We start from the raw sequence: 17,103 nt of genomic DNA, 5'->3' as shown, positions 1-17,103 counted from the left end.
CGATCACGTCGGCGCCGCGCGGACCGGGGTGGAGCGCGAAACATTTCGCCGTACTCCAAGGGATAAGACGACCCGGTGTCGCGCTGCGGACGATGTGCGACAGTCGGGCCATGACGCAGCTGACGAACTGGGCGGGAAACATCAGGTTCGCGAGCGAGCTCCGGCGGCCGCAGACGGTCGGGGAGCTGCAGGAGCTCGTAGCCGGCTCGGAGAAGGTGCGGGTGCTCGGGACCGGGCATTCGTTCAACTGGATCGCGGACAGCGCCGGCACGTTGGTCAGCGTCGCCGATCTGCCCGAGGTGATCGAGGTCGGCGAGCGTAGTGTCACGGTCTCGGCCGGGCTGCGGTACGGCGAGATCACGGCCTCTTTGCAGGCTCAGGGACTGGCGCTGCACAACCTGGGGTCGCTGCCGCACATCTCGGTCGCGGGTGCGTGCTCGACCGGTACGCACGGCTCCGGCGACACCAACGGCCCGCTCGCGGACGCGGTCAGCGCGATCACGTTCGTCGACGCGGGCGGTGAGCTCGTGACGCTCACCCGCGACGACCCGGACTTCGCCGGTTCGGTCATCTCGCTCGGCGCGCTCGGCGTGATCGTGAGCCTGACGCTCGACGTGCAACCGTCGTACCAGATCAGCCAGGTGGTGTACGACGGGCTGCCGGTCGAGCGGCTCGGGTCGGACCTCACCGCGGTGATGGGGAGCGCGTACAGCGTGAGCGCGTTCACCGACTGGGTGGACCCCGAGGTGATGGTCTGGCGCAAGCGCCGGGAGCTGACCGCGCCGGAGCCGCAGTGGCTGGGCGCGACGCTCGCCGACGGGCCGCGGCACCCGATCAAGGTGATGCCGGCCGACTACGCGACCCAGCAGGGCGGCGTACCGGGCCCGTGGAACGAGCGGCTGCCGCACTTCCGGCTCGAGTTCACGCCGAGCAACGGCGACGAGTTGCAGTCGGAGTACTTCGTCCCGCGCGACCGGGCCGCCGAGGCGTTCGACGTACTGCGGGCCCTGGGCAACCAGTTTGCGCCGGTGATCCAGGTGTCGGAGGTCCGCACGATCGCCGCCGACGACCTGTGGCTGAGCCCGAGCCAGGGCCGCGACACGGTCGCCCTGCACTTCACCTGGATCCAGGACGAGACCGCCGTACGCCCGGTCGTCGCGGCGCTGGAGGAGCGGCTCGCGCCGTTGGACGCCCGGCCGCACTGGGGCAAGGTCTTCGCCGCCGACGCAACCGTCCTCGCCGAACGCTACCCGCGCGTCCCGGACTTCATCGCGCTGGCGGCGAAGTACGACCCGTCCGGCAAGTTCCGCAACCCGTACCTCGACACCTACCTGCCCGCCGGCTGACACTCCACGAGGGGATATCCGCCCGATTTGGGGGTTCTCCGCTGGTGTGCGCACGGACAACCCCCAACACGAGCGGATATCCCCTCGTGTGTGGTGGGCGGCGCGCGGGAGGGTGGATCAGAGCTGGGTGAGGTCCTCGAGGGTGCCGGTGATGGTCCAGAGCAGGTTGCGGAGCACGCGGCGGTCCTCGGGGGTGAGCTGGGCGAGGGCGCGGCGGCCGGCGCGGTCGTAGATCTCCTGCACGGTGTGGGCCAGCTCGACGCCGTGCTCGGTGAGCTCGATGCCGACCTGCCGGGCGTCGGTCGTGCTCTTCACCCGCCGTACCAGCCCGGCGGCCTCCATCCGCTGCGTGGTCTTGGTCGCGGTCGGCACCTCGACGTCGAGCACCTTCGCCAGCCGCGCCACCGGCAGCGAACCGTGGTGCAGCAGCTTGGCCAGTACGAGCTCCTGGCCCGTGTGCAGAACAGTCCCCGCCAGCTCCTCGGCCACCGCTTTGCGCGCTGCCCGCTCCGCGAACCGCAAGGCGACCAGCACGTCCGCCTCGTCGGCCGGCGCGTCCGGCGACCAGCCGGTCTGGCGGCCGGAGTCTCGGTGGCCGGAGTCCTGGTGGCTGGAATCCTGCGTGGTGCTCACGTGTGGCTCCGGGGCAGGAACGGGTTGCGGGAGTTGTAGTCGCCGATGTAGTCGGTCGGGATGGCCGGCTCGCCGCGGCTGAGCTGGCTGGCCGAGCGGGGGAGCTCGTCGCGGACCTTCTGGTGGTGCGCCTGCGACTCCGCCGGGGTGGTCCGGCCGATGATCTTGCCGGACTCCACCAGCGGCTTCAGCAGCACCCGGTCGTCGCCGTCGTCGGTCGGCTGCTCACCGACACCGATCAGCTCGACCTCCGCGACCCCGGCCGCCGAGCGCCGCCGCAGCGCCCACTTCCGGCCGCCGATCGAGATCTTGTCCGGGCTCTTCTTCGCCACCGGTACCAGGTCACCGGTCGCGTCCTCGCGGGCGACCAGCTTGTACACGAACCCGCAGGTCGGGTACCCGGACCCGGTGACCAGCGACGTCCCGACGCCGTACCCGTCGACCGGCGCGGGCGCGAGCGCGGCGATCTGGTACTCGTCCAGGTCGCTCGTGACGATGATCCGGGTCTTCGTCGCGCCCAGCGAGTCCAGCTGCTCGCGGACCTGCCCGGCCAGCGACGGCAGGTCACCCGAGTCGAGCCGGACCGCGCCCAGCTCCGGACCGGTCAGCTCGATCGCGGTCCGGACCGCCTCGGCCACGTCGTACGTGTCGACGAGCAGCGTCGTCCCCTTCCCGAGCGCGTCGACCTGCGAGCGGAACGCGTCCTGCTCGCGGTCGTGCAGCAGCGTGAACGCGTGCGCCGCCGTCCCGGTACTCGGGATGCCGAACCGGCGGGCCGCCTCCAGATTCGAGGTCGCGCTGAACCCCGCGATGTACGCCGCCAGGGCCGCGCCGACCGCGGCGCCCTCGTGGGTCCGCCGCGAGCCCATCTCGATACAGGGCCGCCCACCGGCCCACCACGTCATCCGGGACGCGGCCGACGCGACCGCCGAGTCGTGGTTCAGGATCGACAGGAATACGGTTTCCAGCAGCACCGCCTCGGCGAACGACGACTCCACCACGAGCACCGGCGAGCCCGGGAAGAAGATCTCCCCGTCGGCGTACCCGGAGATGTCGCCGGAGAACCGGTACTCCGCCAGCCAGTCCCGGGTAGCCTGGTCGACGACGCCGCGATCGGCCAGGAAGGCGATCGTCTGCTCGTCGAACCGGAACCGCTCGAGCGCGTCCAGCAGGCGGTTGACGCCCGCGACCACGCCGTACCGGCGGCCGTCCGGCAGCCGGCGCGCGAACAGCTCGAACACCGAGCGGCGCTGCGCCGTACCGTCGGCCAGCGCGGCCTGCAGCATGGTCAGCTCGTAGTGGTCGGTCAGGAGTGCCGTGGAGTTGGCCTCTGTGTGCGTCACAGGTGCAGCCTATTGCGAGAGCGGAACCGATGATGGAGAGAATGGACAGGTGACCACCGCACCGAGCGAACTCGAGAGCCCCGAGGTCGATGAGGCGATCGAGCTGAGCCCACCCTGGGTGACCGTCGTCTGGAACGACCCGGTCAACCTGATGGACTACGTCACGTTCGTCTTCCAGACCTACTTCGGCTACTCCAAGTCCAAGGCGGAGAAGCTGATGCTGCAGGTGCACCAGGAAGGCAAGTCGGCGGTCTCGAACGGGAACCGGGAAGCGATGGAACGCGACGTGGAAGCGATGCACACCTACGGCCTGTGGGCCACCTGCGAGAAGTCGTGACCCGGTTCCGCAAGCGCCGCAAGACCGTCGTCGTCAGTTTCGCCGAACACGAGGCGGACATCCTGGCGAACCTGCTGCGCAACCTGGTCGAGCTGCTGTACGACGGGCTGCCGCCGCGCGCCACCGAGTCCAGCGACCCGCTCGCGGCGCTGCTCGACTCCGACGGCCCGACGTCGCCGCCCGAGGACGTCGTACTGCAGCGGCTGCTGCCGGACGCATACCAGCAGGACGACATGGCCGCGGCCGAGTTCCGGCGGTTCACCGAGCGCGGGCTGCGCGAGGGCAAGGTCACCGACGCCAAGCGGGTGCTGTCCGCGCTGGAGCAGTCCGGCGCCGACGAGATCGCGCTCGAGCCCGACGAACAACTCTCCTGGCTGCGCGCGCTCAATGACCTCCGCCTGGCCATCGGGACCCGCCTCGACATCAAGGACGAGGACGACTACACCACCTGGGAGAAACTCCCGGACGACGACCCACGGCGCCTGACCTACGACCTCTACGACTGGCTCGGCTACCTCCAGTCCGCGTTACTCCACAACATGCGGCCGTAAGGGGCAGCGGTCGCCGGGCCGCGGACGCCCATCACTCAGTAACCGTCGTCGACGGGTGGGTTCCAGACTCAAGCTGCCTTCGTGGGAGCGCTGCTGGGGGACTTGGTGAGTGATGGAGGTTCGCTGCGCGCACTAACCTGCTCCCTATGGAGACGCGGCGGCTCGGGCGGACTGGGCGGGATGTTGGTGTGGTCGGGCTCGGGGCCTGGCAGCTCGGGGCGGACTGGGGGGCGGTGGACGAGGGGGACGCGCTCGCGGTGCTGCAGGCGGCGGTCGACGGTGGTGTGACGTTCATCGACACCGCGGACGTGTACGGCGACGGGCGTAGCGAGCGGCTGGTCGGGCAGGTGCTGAAATCGCACGACGGTCTGACCGTGGCGACCAAGATGGGGCGCCGCGTCGAGCAGGTGCCGGAGAACTACACGCTCGCGAACTTCCGCGCGTGGAACGACCGCTCCCGGCGCAACCTCGGCGTCGACACGATCGACCTGGTCCAGCTGCACTGCCCGCCGACGCCGGTGTACTCCGACGACGAGGTCTTCGACGCGCTCGACACGCTCGTCGACGAGGGCCGCATCGCGGCGTACGGCGTCAGTGTCGAGACCTGCGCGGAGGCGCTGACCGCGATCGCGCGGCCGAACGTGGCGTCGGTGCAGATCATCCTGAACGCCTTCCGCCTCAAGCCGCTCGACGAGGTGCTGCCCGCGGCCCGGGAGGCAGGCGTCGGGATCATCGCGCGCGTCCCGCTCGCCAGCGGTCTGCTGTCCGGCAAGTACGACGAACACACCACGTTCTCCGCCGACGACCACCGCACGTACAACCGCCACGGCGAGGCGTTCGACGTCGGCGAGACCTTCTCCGGCGTCGACTTCGGCACCGGGCTGGAAGCCGTTCGCCGCCTGATGCCCTGGCTCCCGGCCGGCACCACGATGGCCCAGTTCGCCCTCCGCTGGATCCTCGACCAGCCCGGCGTCTCGGTCGTCATCCCCGGCGCCCGCAACCCCGCCCAGGTAGCCGGCAACATCTCCGCCGCCACCCTGCCCCCACTCACCCCCGACCAGCTCACCGCCGTCCAGGAGACCTACGACACCCTGATCCGCCCCCAGCTCCACGACCGCTGGTAGGCGTCTGTCCGCATTCTGGACCGACTCCGCGGTTGGCGGGGTCGGCGCGGCGCTCGCCGTACCGTGGAGGCGTGCTGGTCATCGAGAAGGCGACGTATGACGCGATCGTGGCGCACGCGCGGCGGGATCATCCTGACGAGGCGTGTGGGGTGGTCGCGGGTGCGGAGGGGTCGGACCGGGCGACCCGGTTCGTCCCGATGCTGAACGCCGCGATGTCGCCGACGTTCTACGAGTTCGACTCCGGCGACCTGCTCCGGCTCTACAAGGAGCTCGACGAGCGGGACGAGGAGCCGGTGGTGATCTACCACTCGCACACCGCGACCGAGGCGTACCCGTCGCGGACCGACATCAACCTGGCCCAGGAGCCGGGCGCCCACTACGTGCTGGTCTCGACGCGGGACGGCGCCGACTCCCCGGCGTACCACGGGCCGGTCGAGTTCCGCTCGTACCGGATCGTCGACGGCGAGGTCACGGAAGAAGAAGTACGCGTGGTTGGTTCCTATAGAGAAACCGAAGGAGAGCACTGAATATGGCGATCGAGCTGCGCGTGCCGACGATCCTGCGCACCTACACCGGCGGGGCCAAGGCGGTCACCGGTGACGGCGCGACCCTGGCCGAGTTCATCGACGACGTGAACGGCACCCACGCGGGCCTCAAGGAGCGCATCGTCGAGGGCGAGCCTGAGGAACTGCGCCGGTTCGTGAACGTGTACGTGAACGACGAGGACGTCCGGTTCACCGGCGGCCTGAAGACCGAGGTCAAGGACGGCGACGTCGTCGTCGTGCTGCCGGCCGTCGCCGGCGGCTGATCCCGATGCGCTTCGACAGCCTGCTCGACTCGGTCGGCGGCACCCCGCTGGTCGGGCTGCCGCGGTTGTCGCCGTCGGCCGACGTCCGGCTCTGGGCGAAGCTCGAGGACCGCAACCCGACCGGGTCGATCAAGGACCGGGCCGCGCTGCGGATGCTGCTGGACGCCGAGAAGGACGGCCGGCTGCGCCCGGGTACGACGATCCTCGAGCCGACGTCCGGCAACACCGGCATCTCGCTGGCGATGGCGGCCAAGCTGCGCGGGTACCGGATGGTCTGCGTGATGCCGGAGAACACCTCCGAGGAGCGTCGGCAGATCCTGCGGATGTGGGGCGTCGAGATCATCTCGTCCCCGGCCGCGGGCGGCTCGAACGAGGCGGTCCGGGTCGCGAAGCAGGTCGCGGAGGACCACCCGGACTGGGTGATGCTGTACCAGTACGGCAACCCGTCGAACGCGCTCGCGCACTACGACGGCACCGCGCGGGAGATCCTCGACGACCTCCCCTCGGTGACGCATTTCGTCGCCGGCCTCGGCACCACCGGCACGCTGATGGGCGCCGGCCGGTTCTTCCGCGAGCACAAGCCCGCGGTGAAGATCGTCGCCGCCGAGCCACGCTACGGCGAGCTCGTGTACGGCCTGCGCAACCTCGACGAGGGGTTCGTCCCCGAGCTGTACGACGAGACGCTGATCGACGCGCGGTTCTCGGTCGGTCCGCGCGACGCCGTCCGCCGGGTCCGGGAGCTGCTCGACAACGAAGGCATCTTCGCCGGCGTCTCGACCGGCGCGATCCTGCACGCCGCGCTCGGCCAGGCGGCCAGGTGTGTGCGCGAGGGGGAAGCGGCCGACATCGCGTTCGTGGTGCCCGACGGCGGCTGGAAGTACCTGTCGACCGGTGCGTACGAGGGCACGATCGACGAGGCGGAGGACCGGCTGGAAGGTCAGCTCTGGGCCTAGTCGCCTGGCCGTAAGGGCTTGCTGGTCCGGCAACTTCGCGTGCTGTTCCGGCGAGTTGCTGGCAGGCTCGGCGGATGACCGGACGCAGACGTGACGCAGGGCCGCCGGCGACCGAGCCCGGGGAGCGTGAGGTGCTGGTGGGCTTCCTCGACTATCTCCGGACGTCGATCGCGGCGAAGGCGGAAGGCCTGTCGGACGAGCTTGTGCGGCAGCCGGGTGTTCCGTCGGGCACCAACGTGCTCGGGTTGATCAAACACCTGACCGCGGTCGAGCGGCACTGGCTGCTCGGGCAGTCGGTGCCGAGTTGGCCGGCGACGTTCCGCGCCGGAGCGCGCGAGTCCGCGGCGGACGTGCTCGCGGCGTACCGCGAGACCAGCGCCGCGGCCAACGCGGCGATCGCCGCCTGGGACGACCTGGAGGCACCAGGCCCGAAGCCGGCCGAACCGGGAAAGAAGCCGGACGCCGCGAGCAGACCGGGCGCCGCGAGCAGGCCGGGCGCCGCGAGCAGGCCGGACGCCGCGAGCAGGCCGGACGCCGCGAGCAGGCCGGACGCCGCGGGGAAGCCCGGCGCCGCGGGGAAGCCCGGCGCCGCGGGGAAGCCCGGCGCCGCGGGCGAGCCGGGTGCGCGTGGCGGGCCGTCGCGGCGGTGGACGTTGGTGCATCTGGTCGAGGAGACCGCCCGGCATGCGGGGCATGCCGACATCCTGCGCGAGCAGCTCGACGGCCGGACCGGCCGCTGACGGGCGAGCGGGGCAGGGGGAGACGGGTGGCCGGGCCGGCGGGCGGAGGGCCGGACCGTGGCCGTCACGTGCCTTTTGTTGCCTTAGGCACCTTTTGCAGGGGTTCTACGTCATGTCCGCCTACGGTTGTTTGAACAGGACCTTACGGCCGAGTCGGGGATGGACGCCGCGGCCCTTGCAGCTGTTGCACGGGCGCTGGGCGTAACTGAAGATGCTGCCGCGGTGCCGGCCGGCACCCTTGCACCGGTTGCACTTGGCATTCGGGTGCAGCGACAGCGAGACGACGTACGCAGCGAACGCCGCCATGAGGACGAGCAACATCAATCCCGTCGGCCCGATGGCCGTCGCGATGTCCGCTGCCGTGCCCGGCGTGGACTCCGTGGCCTGACTCGCGGCCTGGCCTGCGGCCTGCACGTGGTCGGGCTGTGGAGTTGGTGCCGCGGTGGTGCCGATCACCACCGCGAGGTGATGCGTCAGGTCCATGGCATCACTAAGGGCGGTCGTACAAACATCGCTCCAGAGTGGCGCGCATCACGCGAAAAGGCAATTCCATAACGTAAAGATGTGGATAACCTCGGCGTGTCGTTCCCGCCGGTTAGGTAAGCCTGTACTTCGGGTCTGCCCGCCTGCGGACCTGTATAAGCTCTTCCCGTGGCTGACGCACCGGTGGGGATCTTCGATTCAGGCTTCGGGGGACTCACCGTCGCCCGCGCGGTTCTCGACCAGTTGCCGCACGAGCCGATCCTGTATCTGGGCGACACCGCCCGCCAGCCGTACGGTCCGAAGCCGATCGCCGAGGTGCGGGAGTACGCGCTGGAGTGTCTCGACCATCTCGTCGAGGCCGGCGTGAAGATGCTGGTGATCGCCTGCAACTCCGCGAGTGCGGCGATGCTGCGCGACGCCCGCGAGCGGTACGACGTACCGGTCGTCGAGGTGATCCTGCCGGCCGCGCGCCGGGCCGTCGCCGCGACCCGGAACCAGCGCGTCGGCGTGATCTGCACGAAGGCGACCGCGCAGTCGCTCGCCTACGAGGACGGTTTCGCGGCCGCGCCGCAGGTGGAGCTGTTCACCCGCGCGTGCCCGAAGTTCGTGGACTTCGTCGAGTCCGGCGTGACGTCCGGGCCGGAGCTGCTCGAGGCCGCCCACGAGTACCTGGACCCGCTGGTCGAGGCCGGCGTCGACACGTTGATCCTCGGCTGCACCCACTACCCGTTGCTCACCGGCGTCATCTCGTACGTGATGGGCGACAACGTCACGCTGGTCAGCAGCGCGGAGGAGTGCGCGAAGGACGTGTACGGCGTGCTGACGAAGACCGGTCTGCTCCGCCCCGACAACCTGCCGACGCCCGAGCACCGTTTCGTCACCACCGGCGACCCGGCGGAGTTCGCGGCGATCGGCTCCCGCTTTCTCGGCCCCGCGCTGGCGAACGTCGACCAGTTCGCCTGGATCCGCTGACCTGTGACCTGGGTCGCACCCGGCCGTTGTCCAAGGCACCGGATGCGACCGGGATGCCTGTGCAGTAACCGAATCGACGCCTCCGGTCGTCCTGCGAAGGCGCACACTCGCCGGTAGGGTTCCAGGTATGAAGCTCACCGTGATCGGTTGCTCCGGGTCTGTGCCCGGGCCGGACTCGGCCGCCTCGAGCTATCTGGTCACCGCCGACGGGTTCAACCTGATCCTGGACCTCGGCAGTGGCGCGCTCGGTTCGCTCCAACGGCACATCGCCGTCCCGGAGATCGGGGCGATCGGCCTGTCCCACCTGCATCCTGACCACTGCATGGATCTGTGCGGGTTGTACGTCGCGGCGCGCTACGCGCCGGGGGCGCCGATCCCGCGGATCCCTGTGTTCGGGCCGCCCGGTACATCGGAACGCATGGCGCTGGCGTACGACCTGCCGCTCGAGCCCGGGATGGAGGAGGAGCTGGAATTCCATGCCTGGCAGGACGTCCAGCAGGTCGGGCCGTTCACGATCCGCACCGCGCCGATGGTGCACCCGGTGCCGGCGTACGCGATCCGGGTCGAGCACGGCGGCAAGTCGCTGGTCTACACCGGCGACACCGGGCCGAACGACGCGCTGGTCGAGCTCGCCCGCGGCGCCGACATGCTGTTGTCCGAGGCCGCGCTGCCGGACAACGAACCCAGCAATCCGGTCGACCTGCACATGACGCCGTCCGACGCCGGCGAGCATGCGAAGAAGGCCGGCGTGAAGCGGCTCGTCATCACCCACGTGCCGCCCTGGTACGACCGCGTGACGCAGGCCGAGAACGCCCGCCGCACCTTCCCCGGTCCTGTCGAGCTCGCCACCCCGCACGCCGTCTTCGACATCTGAACACTGGTCACCCAGCGATTCTGAGATCTACTCTCAAATTAGAGTTGATCTCAGAAAGGTGGTGGGTGATGCCGGATCCGCGGCGGTGGTGGGCCCTCGGGGCGATGTCGGTCAGCCTGATCGTGATCGGGCTGGACCTCACGGTGCTGAACGTCGCGCTGCCGACGCTGGCCACCGACCTGCAGGCGTCGACGAGTCAGCTGCAGTGGTTCGCCAACGCCTACACGCTGGTGCTCGCCTCGTTGCTTCTCCCGGCCGGGCTGCTCGGCGACCGGTTCGGGCCGAAGCGGCTGATGCTCGGGGCGCTGGTCGTGTTCGGGCTGGCGTCGGCGGCGTGCGCGTTCGCGGAGACCCCCGGTCAGCTGATCGCCGGCCGCGCGGCGCTGGGTGTCGGGTCGGCGTTCCTGATCCCGCTGTCGATGTCGTTGCTCAACCTGCTGTTCGCGCCGCAGGAGCGGCAGCGCGCGATGACGATCTGGCTGATGGCGAACTCGCTCGGCATCCCGCTCGGTCCGGTGCTCGGCGGCTGGCTGCTGGACCACTACCGCTGGGGTTCGGTCTTCCTCATCAACCTGCCGCTGGTCGCCGTCGGGCTGGTGGCCGTCGCGCTGCTGATCCCGAACACCGCCGGTCACCGGGCGAGGCGGATCGACGTCCCCGGCATCCTGCTGACCGCGGCGGGACTGGTCTGCCTGACGTACGGCTTCATCGCTGCGGGTGAGCACGGCTGGGGCTCGGCGTGGGCGCTCGGCGGGATCGCGGCCGGGGTCGCGCTCCTGACCGCGTTCTGGGCCTGGGCCCGGCGTACGGCGGACCCGTTGGTCGACCTGTCGCTGTTCCGGTCGCCCGGCTTCACCTGGGGCACGGTGCTCGCGACGCTGGCGTCGTTCGCGCTGGTGGGCTTGCTGTTCGTGCTGCCGCAGCTGTTCCAGGCGGTGCAGGGCGCGGACGCGTTCCAGGCCGGGCTGCGGCTGCTCCCGATCATCGGCGGGATGCTGGTCGGCGCGAAGGTCGCCGAGCGGCTGGTCGAGGCGGCCGGTGCGCGGATCTCGGTGGTGATCGGGTTCGCGCTGATGCTGGCCGGACTGGCGCTCGGGGCGTTCACCGACGTCGGCGACGGCTACGGGTTCACCGCGATCTGGGTCGGCCTGGCCGGCGTCAGCATCGGGTTCACGCTGCCGCCGATGAACGGGCTGGCGCTCGCCGCGCTGCCGCTCGACCGGAGCGGGTCCGGGTCCGCGCTGATCCAGGCGTCGCGTCAGGTCGGCGGGACGCTCGGTGTCGCGATCCTCGGCACGGTCCTGAACGCGGCGTACCGCGACCAGCTCGACGTCACCGGCCTCCCGCCTGCGGCCGCCCGTGCCGCCCGCGACAGCGCGTCGGCCGCGATCGCGATCGGTTCCCCCGAGCTGACCCGCTCGGCGCGCGCGGCGTTCGTCCACGGGATGGACGTGACGCTGTGGGTGTGCAGCGGCCTCGCGGTGGTGTCGATCGTGCTCGCGCTGGTCTTCCTGCCACGCCGTACCCGCGATGCGTCGCGAGACCTTGCCACAATCAGTGCATGAGTGGGCTGCGGGAGCGGAAGAAGGCGAAGACCAGGGCGGCGATCCAGGAGCACGCGCTGCGGCTGTTCCGGGACCAGGGGTACGCCGAGACCACCGTCCAGGAGATCGCCGCCGCGGCCGAGGTGTCGCCGGCGACGTTCTTCCGGTACTTCCCGACCAAGGAGGACACCGTCGTCCTCGACCGCCTCGACCCGGTCATCATCGACCTGTTCCGCAAGCAACCCTCCGAGCTGCACCCGACCGAGGCCCTGCGCGTGGCGCTTCGGCAGAGCCTCGACACGCTGACCCCGCAGGAGTGGGAGCTGGAGTCCGAACGCCAGCGCCTGGTGATGAACGCGCCCGAGCTCCGGGTCCGGATGCTCGACCAGCTGTACGAAGGCATCGACCTGCTCGCCCGGCTCGCGGCCGAGCGGATCGGCCGGTCGCCGGACGACTTCGCGATCCGCGCCTGGGCAGGCGCGGTCGTCGGCGTCGTGATGGCGACGTACGAGGCGGCTCTGGATGCACCCCTGCAGGACTACGTCGCGACGGTGGACCACGCGTTCGAACTGCTGGCCGAAGGCCTTCCGCTGACCTAGCCCCCGGCCGCGGCGTGGCCGGGCGGTTTGGCGTACGCGCTGAGGACGCCGGGAAGCGCACGCAGTGTGCGGACCATGATGGTGTCCTCGGCGTCACCCTCGCCGGCCGTGTACCAGCTGCACAGCTCCGCGTCCTGTGCGCCGGGGTGCAGTGGACGCAGCGTGATGCCGACCTCGGCTGCCGCGGCGATGACCGCGTCGACGTCGTCGCCGGACAGCTTCGCGACGACTGCCATGACGCCCTCCCTCGCGTTAGCCGGTCTCCCGAGACTGCCAGCCCGGTGCCACCGCGGCAAGGCGACGACGTCGCTGGGTTTCGTGATGCTCACGCCACGGACGTCAGGCAGGTCCGCAGCGGGGCGTCCCCGGGCTGCAGGCCGAAGTGCTCGGCGGCCGAGCCGCCGCGGATGACGAGTTCGGTGAAGCCGGTGCCGGAGCTGCCGGGGATGATGCCCGGGTGGTTGCGCGGCACGGCGGTGAGGTGCGGGTAGCAGGTGACGTCGACGGTCGTGGTGCTGCCGTCTTCGTTGCGCTGGGCAACGGCGAGCGCGGTGCCGGGGACGAGGTCGAGTCGCCGGTCGAGTTTGCAGTTGCCGAAGTTGTCGACGACGGTCACGGTCGGCTCCTCGTCGGCGAGCTCGGGTACTGCGGTCTCGGTCGCCGGGACCGGGTGGCCGTCGGCGACCCATTTCGCCAGCAGCGGCAGGTACCACAGGCTGCGGAACTGCGTACCGGCGATCTTCTCGACGTCGTCCGGCGCGAACCCGGCGGCCGTGACCGCCTCGCGGATATCGGTGACGTGGACGTGCTCGATGCCCAGCTCACGCCGTACCAGTGAGAGGACGCGGGGGTTGAAGGTGCTCGCGACCAGGTGCTTGCCGTAGTGGAAGAAGCAGAACGGTACGCCGTTCGGCCAGAGGCCGTCGCGCGGCGCGATGTTCAGCAGGGTGATGGTCGGGTGGCCGTCCTCGCCCAGCAGGTCCAGCGACTGGAGGCAGTCGAGCAGGGTGAGTGCGGCGAACGACTCCGGATCGGGTCCGTCGGCGGCGACGATCGTGGGCGACTGACCGAACAGGGCACCGATCCGGGTGCTGAGTCTGGCGCGGGCATTACCGTCGAAACAGTCGGTGATGTAGGTGATCGGGTCCATGACAAAGGCTCCTGTGCTGTGCAGCGGGTCGTGGAAACGAAAGAGGCCCCCGACATCGGGGGCCTCTCGCTGCAAGCACACGTGCCTACGCCGCTGAAGTCCTCCCGCATCGAGGGCTCAGCATTCGCATCGCGGCGTACCTGGTCACGATCAAGAGCGTAGCACCCTCACCGCGCCTGCCCGTTGTCGAAATATTCGACCAGGGCCGGGTCGAGCGTCGGGATGTCCTGCGGTACGCCGTTCGCGCGCAGGGACTGGGTCGCGGCGTAGCCGGCGGCGACCGCGGCGCGGGCGGCGATCGGGGAGGTGAGCGTCGCGCCGCCGTTGCGGACGAAGTTCACGAACTCCGCCACCAGATGCGGGTCGGCGCCGCCGTGGTTCTCGTTGTCGCCGCCGATCTCGACGACCTGGTCGGCGTCCTCGCGGTACCCGGAGCGGCGGCTGTTCCACACCTTGACGACGCCGCCCGGCCCGTCGCCGAAGTTCTCCAGCCGGCCGTGGGTGCCGATCACGGTGTAGTTGCGCCAGTAGTCCGGTGTGTAGTGGCACTGCTCGTAGGTGAGGAAGACCCCGTTGTCCAGCAGCAGGTTCGCCATCGAGATGTCCTCGACGTCCATCACCGGCGCCAGGCCCTTCTGCTCCAGCGGCGGCCAGTTGTCGCTGGACACGAAGTCCTTGAACCGCTGGCCGGTGCGGTCCAGCCGGTCGGTGATCCCGCCGTACAGCGTGAGCGCGCCCATCGCGTTCACCCGGGTCGTGTAGCCGCCCGCCAGCCAGTGCATCACGTCGATGTCGTGGGCGCCCTTCTGCAGCAGCAGCCCGGTGGTCCGGCTGCGGTCCGCGTGCCAGTCCTTGAAGTAGAAGTCGCCGCCGTGGCCGACGAAGTGCCGGCACCAGATCGCCTTCACGTCGCCGATCGCGCCGTCCTGGATCAGCTGGCGCATCGTGAGTACGACGGGCATGTGGCGCATGTTGTGGCCGACGTACAGCCGGGCGCCGGAGTCGTACGCCGCCCGCAGGACCCGGTCGCAGCCCTCGGTGGTGATCGCCAGCGGCTTCTCGACGAACACCGGGACACCGGCCTCGAGGAAGTCGATCGCCGGACCCTCGTGCAGGTCGTCGGGCGTGGTCAGGAACACCCCGTCGAGCTTGGCGTCGAGCAGTTCGGTGTGGTCGGCGTACCCGGTGGCCTGCGGGTACAGCTCGAGCGCCGCGTCCCGCTGCGGTGCGGACGGGTCGGCCAGGGCCACGACCTCGGACCCCTCGCCGGGACGGTGCGCGTACTGCGCGATGCGGCTGCGGGCGCCGAGACCCACGACGCCAAACCGAAGATCACTCATACGAGGCAACTCCTGCACATAGTTGTTTGCAACAGCCTAACTCCGAGCAATTCTGGCTAGCAATCACCGATCCTCCCCGTGGAATTGGGCTACCCGTCATCCACCGCACATCGGGGTCTCGCTCCGTGCCGTCACCATGGCGGAATGTGAGCCTCCATTACGTGGCACTGGGGGACTCGACCACAGTAGGGGTCGGGGACCCGCTGAACGGCAGCAGTACGACGGACCTGTCCGGTGCCGGTGCGCGGCCGGGGGAGGGGTGGCGGGGCTGGGCCTCGCTGCTCGCCGACTCCCTGGGCAGCACCCACCGTGTGACGTTCTCCAACTTCGCGACCAGCGGCGCCACCGTGCCGGTCGTCGCGACCGAGCAACTGCCCTCGACCGGCGACGGCCCGATCGACCTCGCCTCGCTGATCGTCGGCGTCAACGACACCCTGCGGTCCACGTTCGACGCGGGCCGGATCCGTGATCACCTCGAGCTGATCGCCGGCCGGCTGACGTCGCGCGGCGCGCTGCTGCTCACGGTCCGCTTCCACGACCACGGGCAGGTCTTCGGCCTGCCGAAGTGGTTGCGCCGCCCGCTGTGGCGGCGGATCGAGCAGGTGAACGTGGCGTTCGACGACCTGCACGCGCGGTTCGGCGGGATCCGGCTGGACATGGCCGACTACCCGGAGGTGTACCGGCGGGACTTCTGGAGCGTCGACCGGCTGCATCCGGGCGAGCGCGGGCACCGCAAGCTGGCGCGGGTGTTCGCCGACGAGCTGGCGGTCCGCGGCGTGCCCATCGGCGTACCGCCCGACCTGGACTGCGCCTACCGGCCACCGAGCAAGTGGGCGGACACGGTGTGGCTGGTGAAGGAGGGTGCGCCCTGGGTCGGGCGGCGCGCGCACGACCTGTTGCCGTGGGCGGCCCGGATGGCGATCAGCCAGGTCCGGTCGGGTCCGCTCGATGCGGAGGTCCGGCGGCTGGAGGCATAGGGTCAGGGCATGGCCCGTATCGATGGACGTAATGCTGACCAGCTCCGCCCGGTGAAGGTGACCCGGAACTGGCTGGACCACGCCGAGGGCTCGGTGCTGGTCGAGTTCGGGCGGACCCGGGTGCTGTGTGCGGCGAGTGTGACCGAGGGCGTGCCGCGCTGGCGCAAGGGGTCCGGTCTCGGCTGGGTGAGCGCGGAGTACGCGATGCTCCCGCGGTCCACCAACACCCGCTCGGACCGCGAGTCGGTGAAGGGCCGGATCGGTGGCCGCACCCACGAGATCTCCCGGCTGATCGGCCGGTCGTTGCGGGCCGTGATCGACTACAAGGCGCTCGGCGAGAACACGATCCTGCTCGACTGCGACGTCCTGCAGGCCGACGGCGGCACCCGGACCGCGGCCATCACCGGTGCGTACGTCGCGCTCGCCGACGCGGTCTCCTGGCTGCGCGAGCGGAAGCTGCTGAAGAGCGAGCCGCTGACCGGCACGGTGTCGGCGGTCTCGGTCGGCATCATCGACGGGACGCCGATGCTCGACCTCTGCTACGAGGAGGACGTCCGGGCCGAGACCGACATGAATCTGGTGATCACCGGCGACGGCAGGTTCATCGAGGTGCAGGGCACGGCGGAGGGCGCGCCGTTCGACCGCACCGAGCTGGACAGCCTGCTGGAGCTCGGCGTCGCCGGGTGCGCGGAGCTGGCCAAGATCCAGCAGGAGGCCCTCGCGTGACCCGGGTCCTGCTGGCCTCCAACAACACGAAGAAGCTCGAGGAACTGCGCCGGATCCTGACCCCGATCGTGCCGGGCATCGAGGTGCTCGGGCTCGGCGACGTCCCGCCGTACGACGAACCGGCCGAGACCGAGCCGACGTTCGAGGGGAACGCGTTGCTGAAGGCGCACGCCGCGCTCGCCGCGACCGGTCTGCCGTCGATCGCGGACGACAGCGGGATCTGTGTCGACGCGCTGAACGGTATGCCCGGCGTGCTGTCCGCGCGGTGGTCCGGGCCGGCGAAGGACAACCACGCGAACAACCTGCTGCTGCTCGGGCAGCTGGAGGACGTGCCGGACGAGCGGCGCGGCGCGTCGTTCGTGGCGGCGGTCGCGTTCGTCCGTCCGGACGGGCCGGACGAGCTGGTGCTCGGCGAGATGCGCGGCTCGGTCATCCGGGAGCTGCGCGGGACCGGCGGCTTCGGGTACGACGTGCTGTTCCGGGCCGAGGGCTACGATCGCACGACGGCCGAACTGTCGGTCGAGGAGAAGGACGCGATCAGCCACCGCGGCAAGGCGTTGCGCGAACTGGCCCCGATCGTGGCGAAGGCGTTGGGGAGCTAGA

The 17,103-nt window shown here is 70.4% G+C and carries 21 protein-coding genes; 15 read left to right on the top strand and 6 right to left on the bottom strand.

Annotated features, from left to right (window positions below):
- Nucleotides 1-110 precede the first annotated feature (110 nt).
- Nucleotides 111-1,346 carry a D-arabinono-1,4-lactone oxidase gene (locus ABZW60_RS01310; RefSeq protein ID WP_355472798.1) on the top strand — a complete coding sequence of 412 codons (1,236 nt, stop codon included), beginning with the start codon at nt 111-113 and terminating at the stop codon, nt 1,344-1,346.
- Between the two features lie 117 nt (nt 1,347-1,463).
- On the opposite strand, the gene ABZW60_RS01305 is transcribed toward ABZW60_RS01310, so the two are convergent.
- Complete coding sequence (locus ABZW60_RS01305) at nt 1,464-1,979, bottom strand: MarR family transcriptional regulator (protein ID WP_355472796.1); 516 nt, start codon at nt 1,977-1,979, stop codon at nt 1,464-1,466.
- On the bottom strand, nt 1,976-3,322 hold the full coding sequence (locus tag ABZW60_RS01300; RefSeq protein ID WP_355472794.1) for a nicotinate phosphoribosyltransferase: 1,347 nt from the start codon (nt 3,320-3,322) through the stop codon (nt 1,976-1,978). Before ABZW60_RS01300 ends, ABZW60_RS01305 begins: the two co-directional genes overlap by 4 nt.
- 49 nt (nt 3,323-3,371) lie before the next feature.
- Between ABZW60_RS01300 and clpS the strand changes: the two genes are divergently transcribed.
- The 7 genes from clpS to ABZW60_RS01265 all read left to right on the top strand — a co-directional run bounded on the left by clpS (nt 3,372) and on the right by ABZW60_RS01265 (nt 7,835).
- Nucleotides 3,372-3,659, top strand: coding sequence for an ATP-dependent Clp protease adapter ClpS (gene clpS, locus ABZW60_RS01295; protein ID WP_355472792.1), 288 nt, complete (start codon nt 3,372-3,374; stop codon nt 3,657-3,659).
- A complete protein-coding gene (locus ABZW60_RS01290; protein ID WP_355472790.1) occupies nt 3,656-4,210 on the top strand; it encodes a DUF2017 domain-containing protein in 555 nt (184 codons plus the stop codon). The genes clpS and ABZW60_RS01290 overlap by 4 nt, the downstream gene beginning before the upstream one ends.
- A 146-nt stretch (nt 4,211-4,356) precedes the next feature.
- Nucleotides 4,357-5,334 (top strand): aldo/keto reductase, encoded by a 978-nt coding sequence (locus tag ABZW60_RS01285; RefSeq protein ID WP_355472789.1) that lies wholly within the window; start codon nt 4,357-4,359, stop codon nt 5,332-5,334.
- Between the two features lie 71 nt (nt 5,335-5,405).
- On the top strand, nt 5,406-5,861 hold the full coding sequence (locus tag ABZW60_RS01280; RefSeq protein WP_355472787.1) for a M67 family metallopeptidase: 456 nt from the start codon (nt 5,406-5,408) through the stop codon (nt 5,859-5,861).
- Nucleotides 5,862-5,863: 2 nt separating this feature from the next.
- Nucleotides 5,864-6,142, top strand: coding sequence for a MoaD/ThiS family protein (locus ABZW60_RS01275; protein WP_355472786.1), 279 nt, complete (start codon nt 5,864-5,866; stop codon nt 6,140-6,142).
- 5 nt (nt 6,143-6,147) lie between these two features.
- Nucleotides 6,148-7,095 (top strand): pyridoxal-phosphate dependent enzyme, encoded by a 948-nt coding sequence (locus ABZW60_RS01270; protein WP_355472784.1) that lies wholly within the window; start codon nt 6,148-6,150, stop codon nt 7,093-7,095.
- Nucleotides 7,096-7,169: 74 nt separating this feature from the next.
- Nucleotides 7,170-7,835, top strand: coding sequence for a DUF664 domain-containing protein (locus ABZW60_RS01265; protein WP_355472783.1), 666 nt, complete (start codon nt 7,170-7,172; stop codon nt 7,833-7,835).
- Between the two features lie 120 nt (nt 7,836-7,955).
- Here the strand turns inward: ABZW60_RS01265 and ABZW60_RS01260 are convergent, their stop codons facing one another.
- Nucleotides 7,956-8,318, bottom strand: coding sequence for a hypothetical protein (locus ABZW60_RS01260; RefSeq protein WP_355472781.1), 363 nt, complete (start codon nt 8,316-8,318; stop codon nt 7,956-7,958).
- 168 nt (nt 8,319-8,486) lie between these two features.
- On the opposite strand from ABZW60_RS01260, the gene murI reads away from it, so the two are divergent.
- The 4 genes from murI to ABZW60_RS01240 all read left to right on the top strand — a co-directional run bounded on the left by murI (nt 8,487) and on the right by ABZW60_RS01240 (nt 12,307).
- Complete coding sequence (gene murI, locus ABZW60_RS01255) at nt 8,487-9,290, top strand: glutamate racemase (RefSeq protein WP_355472779.1); 804 nt, start codon at nt 8,487-8,489, stop codon at nt 9,288-9,290.
- Nucleotides 9,291-9,417: 127 nt separating this feature from the next.
- Nucleotides 9,418-10,164, top strand: a complete 747-nt coding sequence (locus ABZW60_RS01250; protein ID WP_355472777.1) for an MBL fold metallo-hydrolase — start codon at nt 9,418-9,420, stop codon at nt 10,162-10,164.
- Between the two features lie 68 nt (nt 10,165-10,232).
- Nucleotides 10,233-11,729 (top strand): DHA2 family efflux MFS transporter permease subunit, encoded by a 1,497-nt coding sequence (locus tag ABZW60_RS01245; RefSeq protein ID WP_355472775.1) that lies wholly within the window; start codon nt 10,233-10,235, stop codon nt 11,727-11,729.
- Entirely contained in the window at nt 11,726-12,307 is a 582-nt protein-coding gene (locus ABZW60_RS01240; protein WP_355472773.1) for a TetR family transcriptional regulator, read from the top strand. Before ABZW60_RS01245 ends, ABZW60_RS01240 begins: the two co-directional genes overlap by 4 nt.
- Here the strand turns inward: ABZW60_RS01240 and ABZW60_RS01235 are convergent.
- The 3 genes from ABZW60_RS01235 to ABZW60_RS01225 form a co-directional block, all read right to left on the bottom strand.
- On the bottom strand, nt 12,304-12,543 hold the full coding sequence (locus tag ABZW60_RS01235; protein WP_355472771.1) for a hypothetical protein: 240 nt from the start codon (nt 12,541-12,543) through the stop codon (nt 12,304-12,306). The two genes, ABZW60_RS01240 and ABZW60_RS01235, sit on opposite strands and share 4 nt — an antisense overlap.
- 89 nt (nt 12,544-12,632) lie before the next feature.
- Nucleotides 12,633-13,457: an SAM hydroxide adenosyltransferase gene (locus ABZW60_RS01230; RefSeq protein ID WP_355472769.1), complete on the bottom strand. Its 825-nt coding sequence runs from the start codon at nt 13,455-13,457 to the stop codon at nt 12,633-12,635.
- Between the two features lie 167 nt (nt 13,458-13,624).
- Complete coding sequence (locus ABZW60_RS01225; protein ID WP_355472767.1) at nt 13,625-14,797, bottom strand: Gfo/Idh/MocA family oxidoreductase; 1,173 nt, start codon at nt 14,795-14,797, stop codon at nt 13,625-13,627.
- 146 nt (nt 14,798-14,943) lie between these two features.
- Here ABZW60_RS01225 and ABZW60_RS01220 point away from each other — a divergent pair, with 146 nt between their 5' ends.
- The 3 genes from ABZW60_RS01220 to rdgB are packed head-to-tail and all read left to right on the top strand — an operon-like array spanning nt 14,944 to nt 17,102.
- On the top strand, nt 14,944-15,774 hold the full coding sequence (locus ABZW60_RS01220) for an SGNH/GDSL hydrolase family protein (RefSeq protein ID WP_355472765.1): 831 nt from the start codon (nt 14,944-14,946) through the stop codon (nt 15,772-15,774).
- A gap of 9 nt (nt 15,775-15,783) precedes the next feature.
- Nucleotides 15,784-16,500, top strand: a complete 717-nt coding sequence (rph, locus tag ABZW60_RS01215; protein WP_355472763.1) for a ribonuclease PH — start codon at nt 15,784-15,786, stop codon at nt 16,498-16,500.
- The gene (gene rdgB, locus ABZW60_RS01210; RefSeq protein WP_355472761.1) at nt 16,497-17,102 is read left to right on the top strand and encodes an RdgB/HAM1 family non-canonical purine NTP pyrophosphatase; all 606 of its coding nucleotides are present in this window, start codon (nt 16,497-16,499) and stop codon (nt 17,100-17,102) included. Before rph ends, rdgB begins: the two co-directional genes overlap by 4 nt.
- The last annotated feature ends 1 nt before the right edge of the window (nt 17,103 follow it).

Origin of the sequence: Kribbella sp. NPDC003557, assembly GCF_040610805.1 — a bacterium.
In the GTDB taxonomy this organism is placed as follows: Bacteria; Actinomycetota; Actinomycetes; order Propionibacteriales; family Kribbellaceae; genus Kribbella.
Note: the sequence above shows the minus strand (reverse complement) of the source record. Positions and strands in the feature narration are given on the sequence as shown.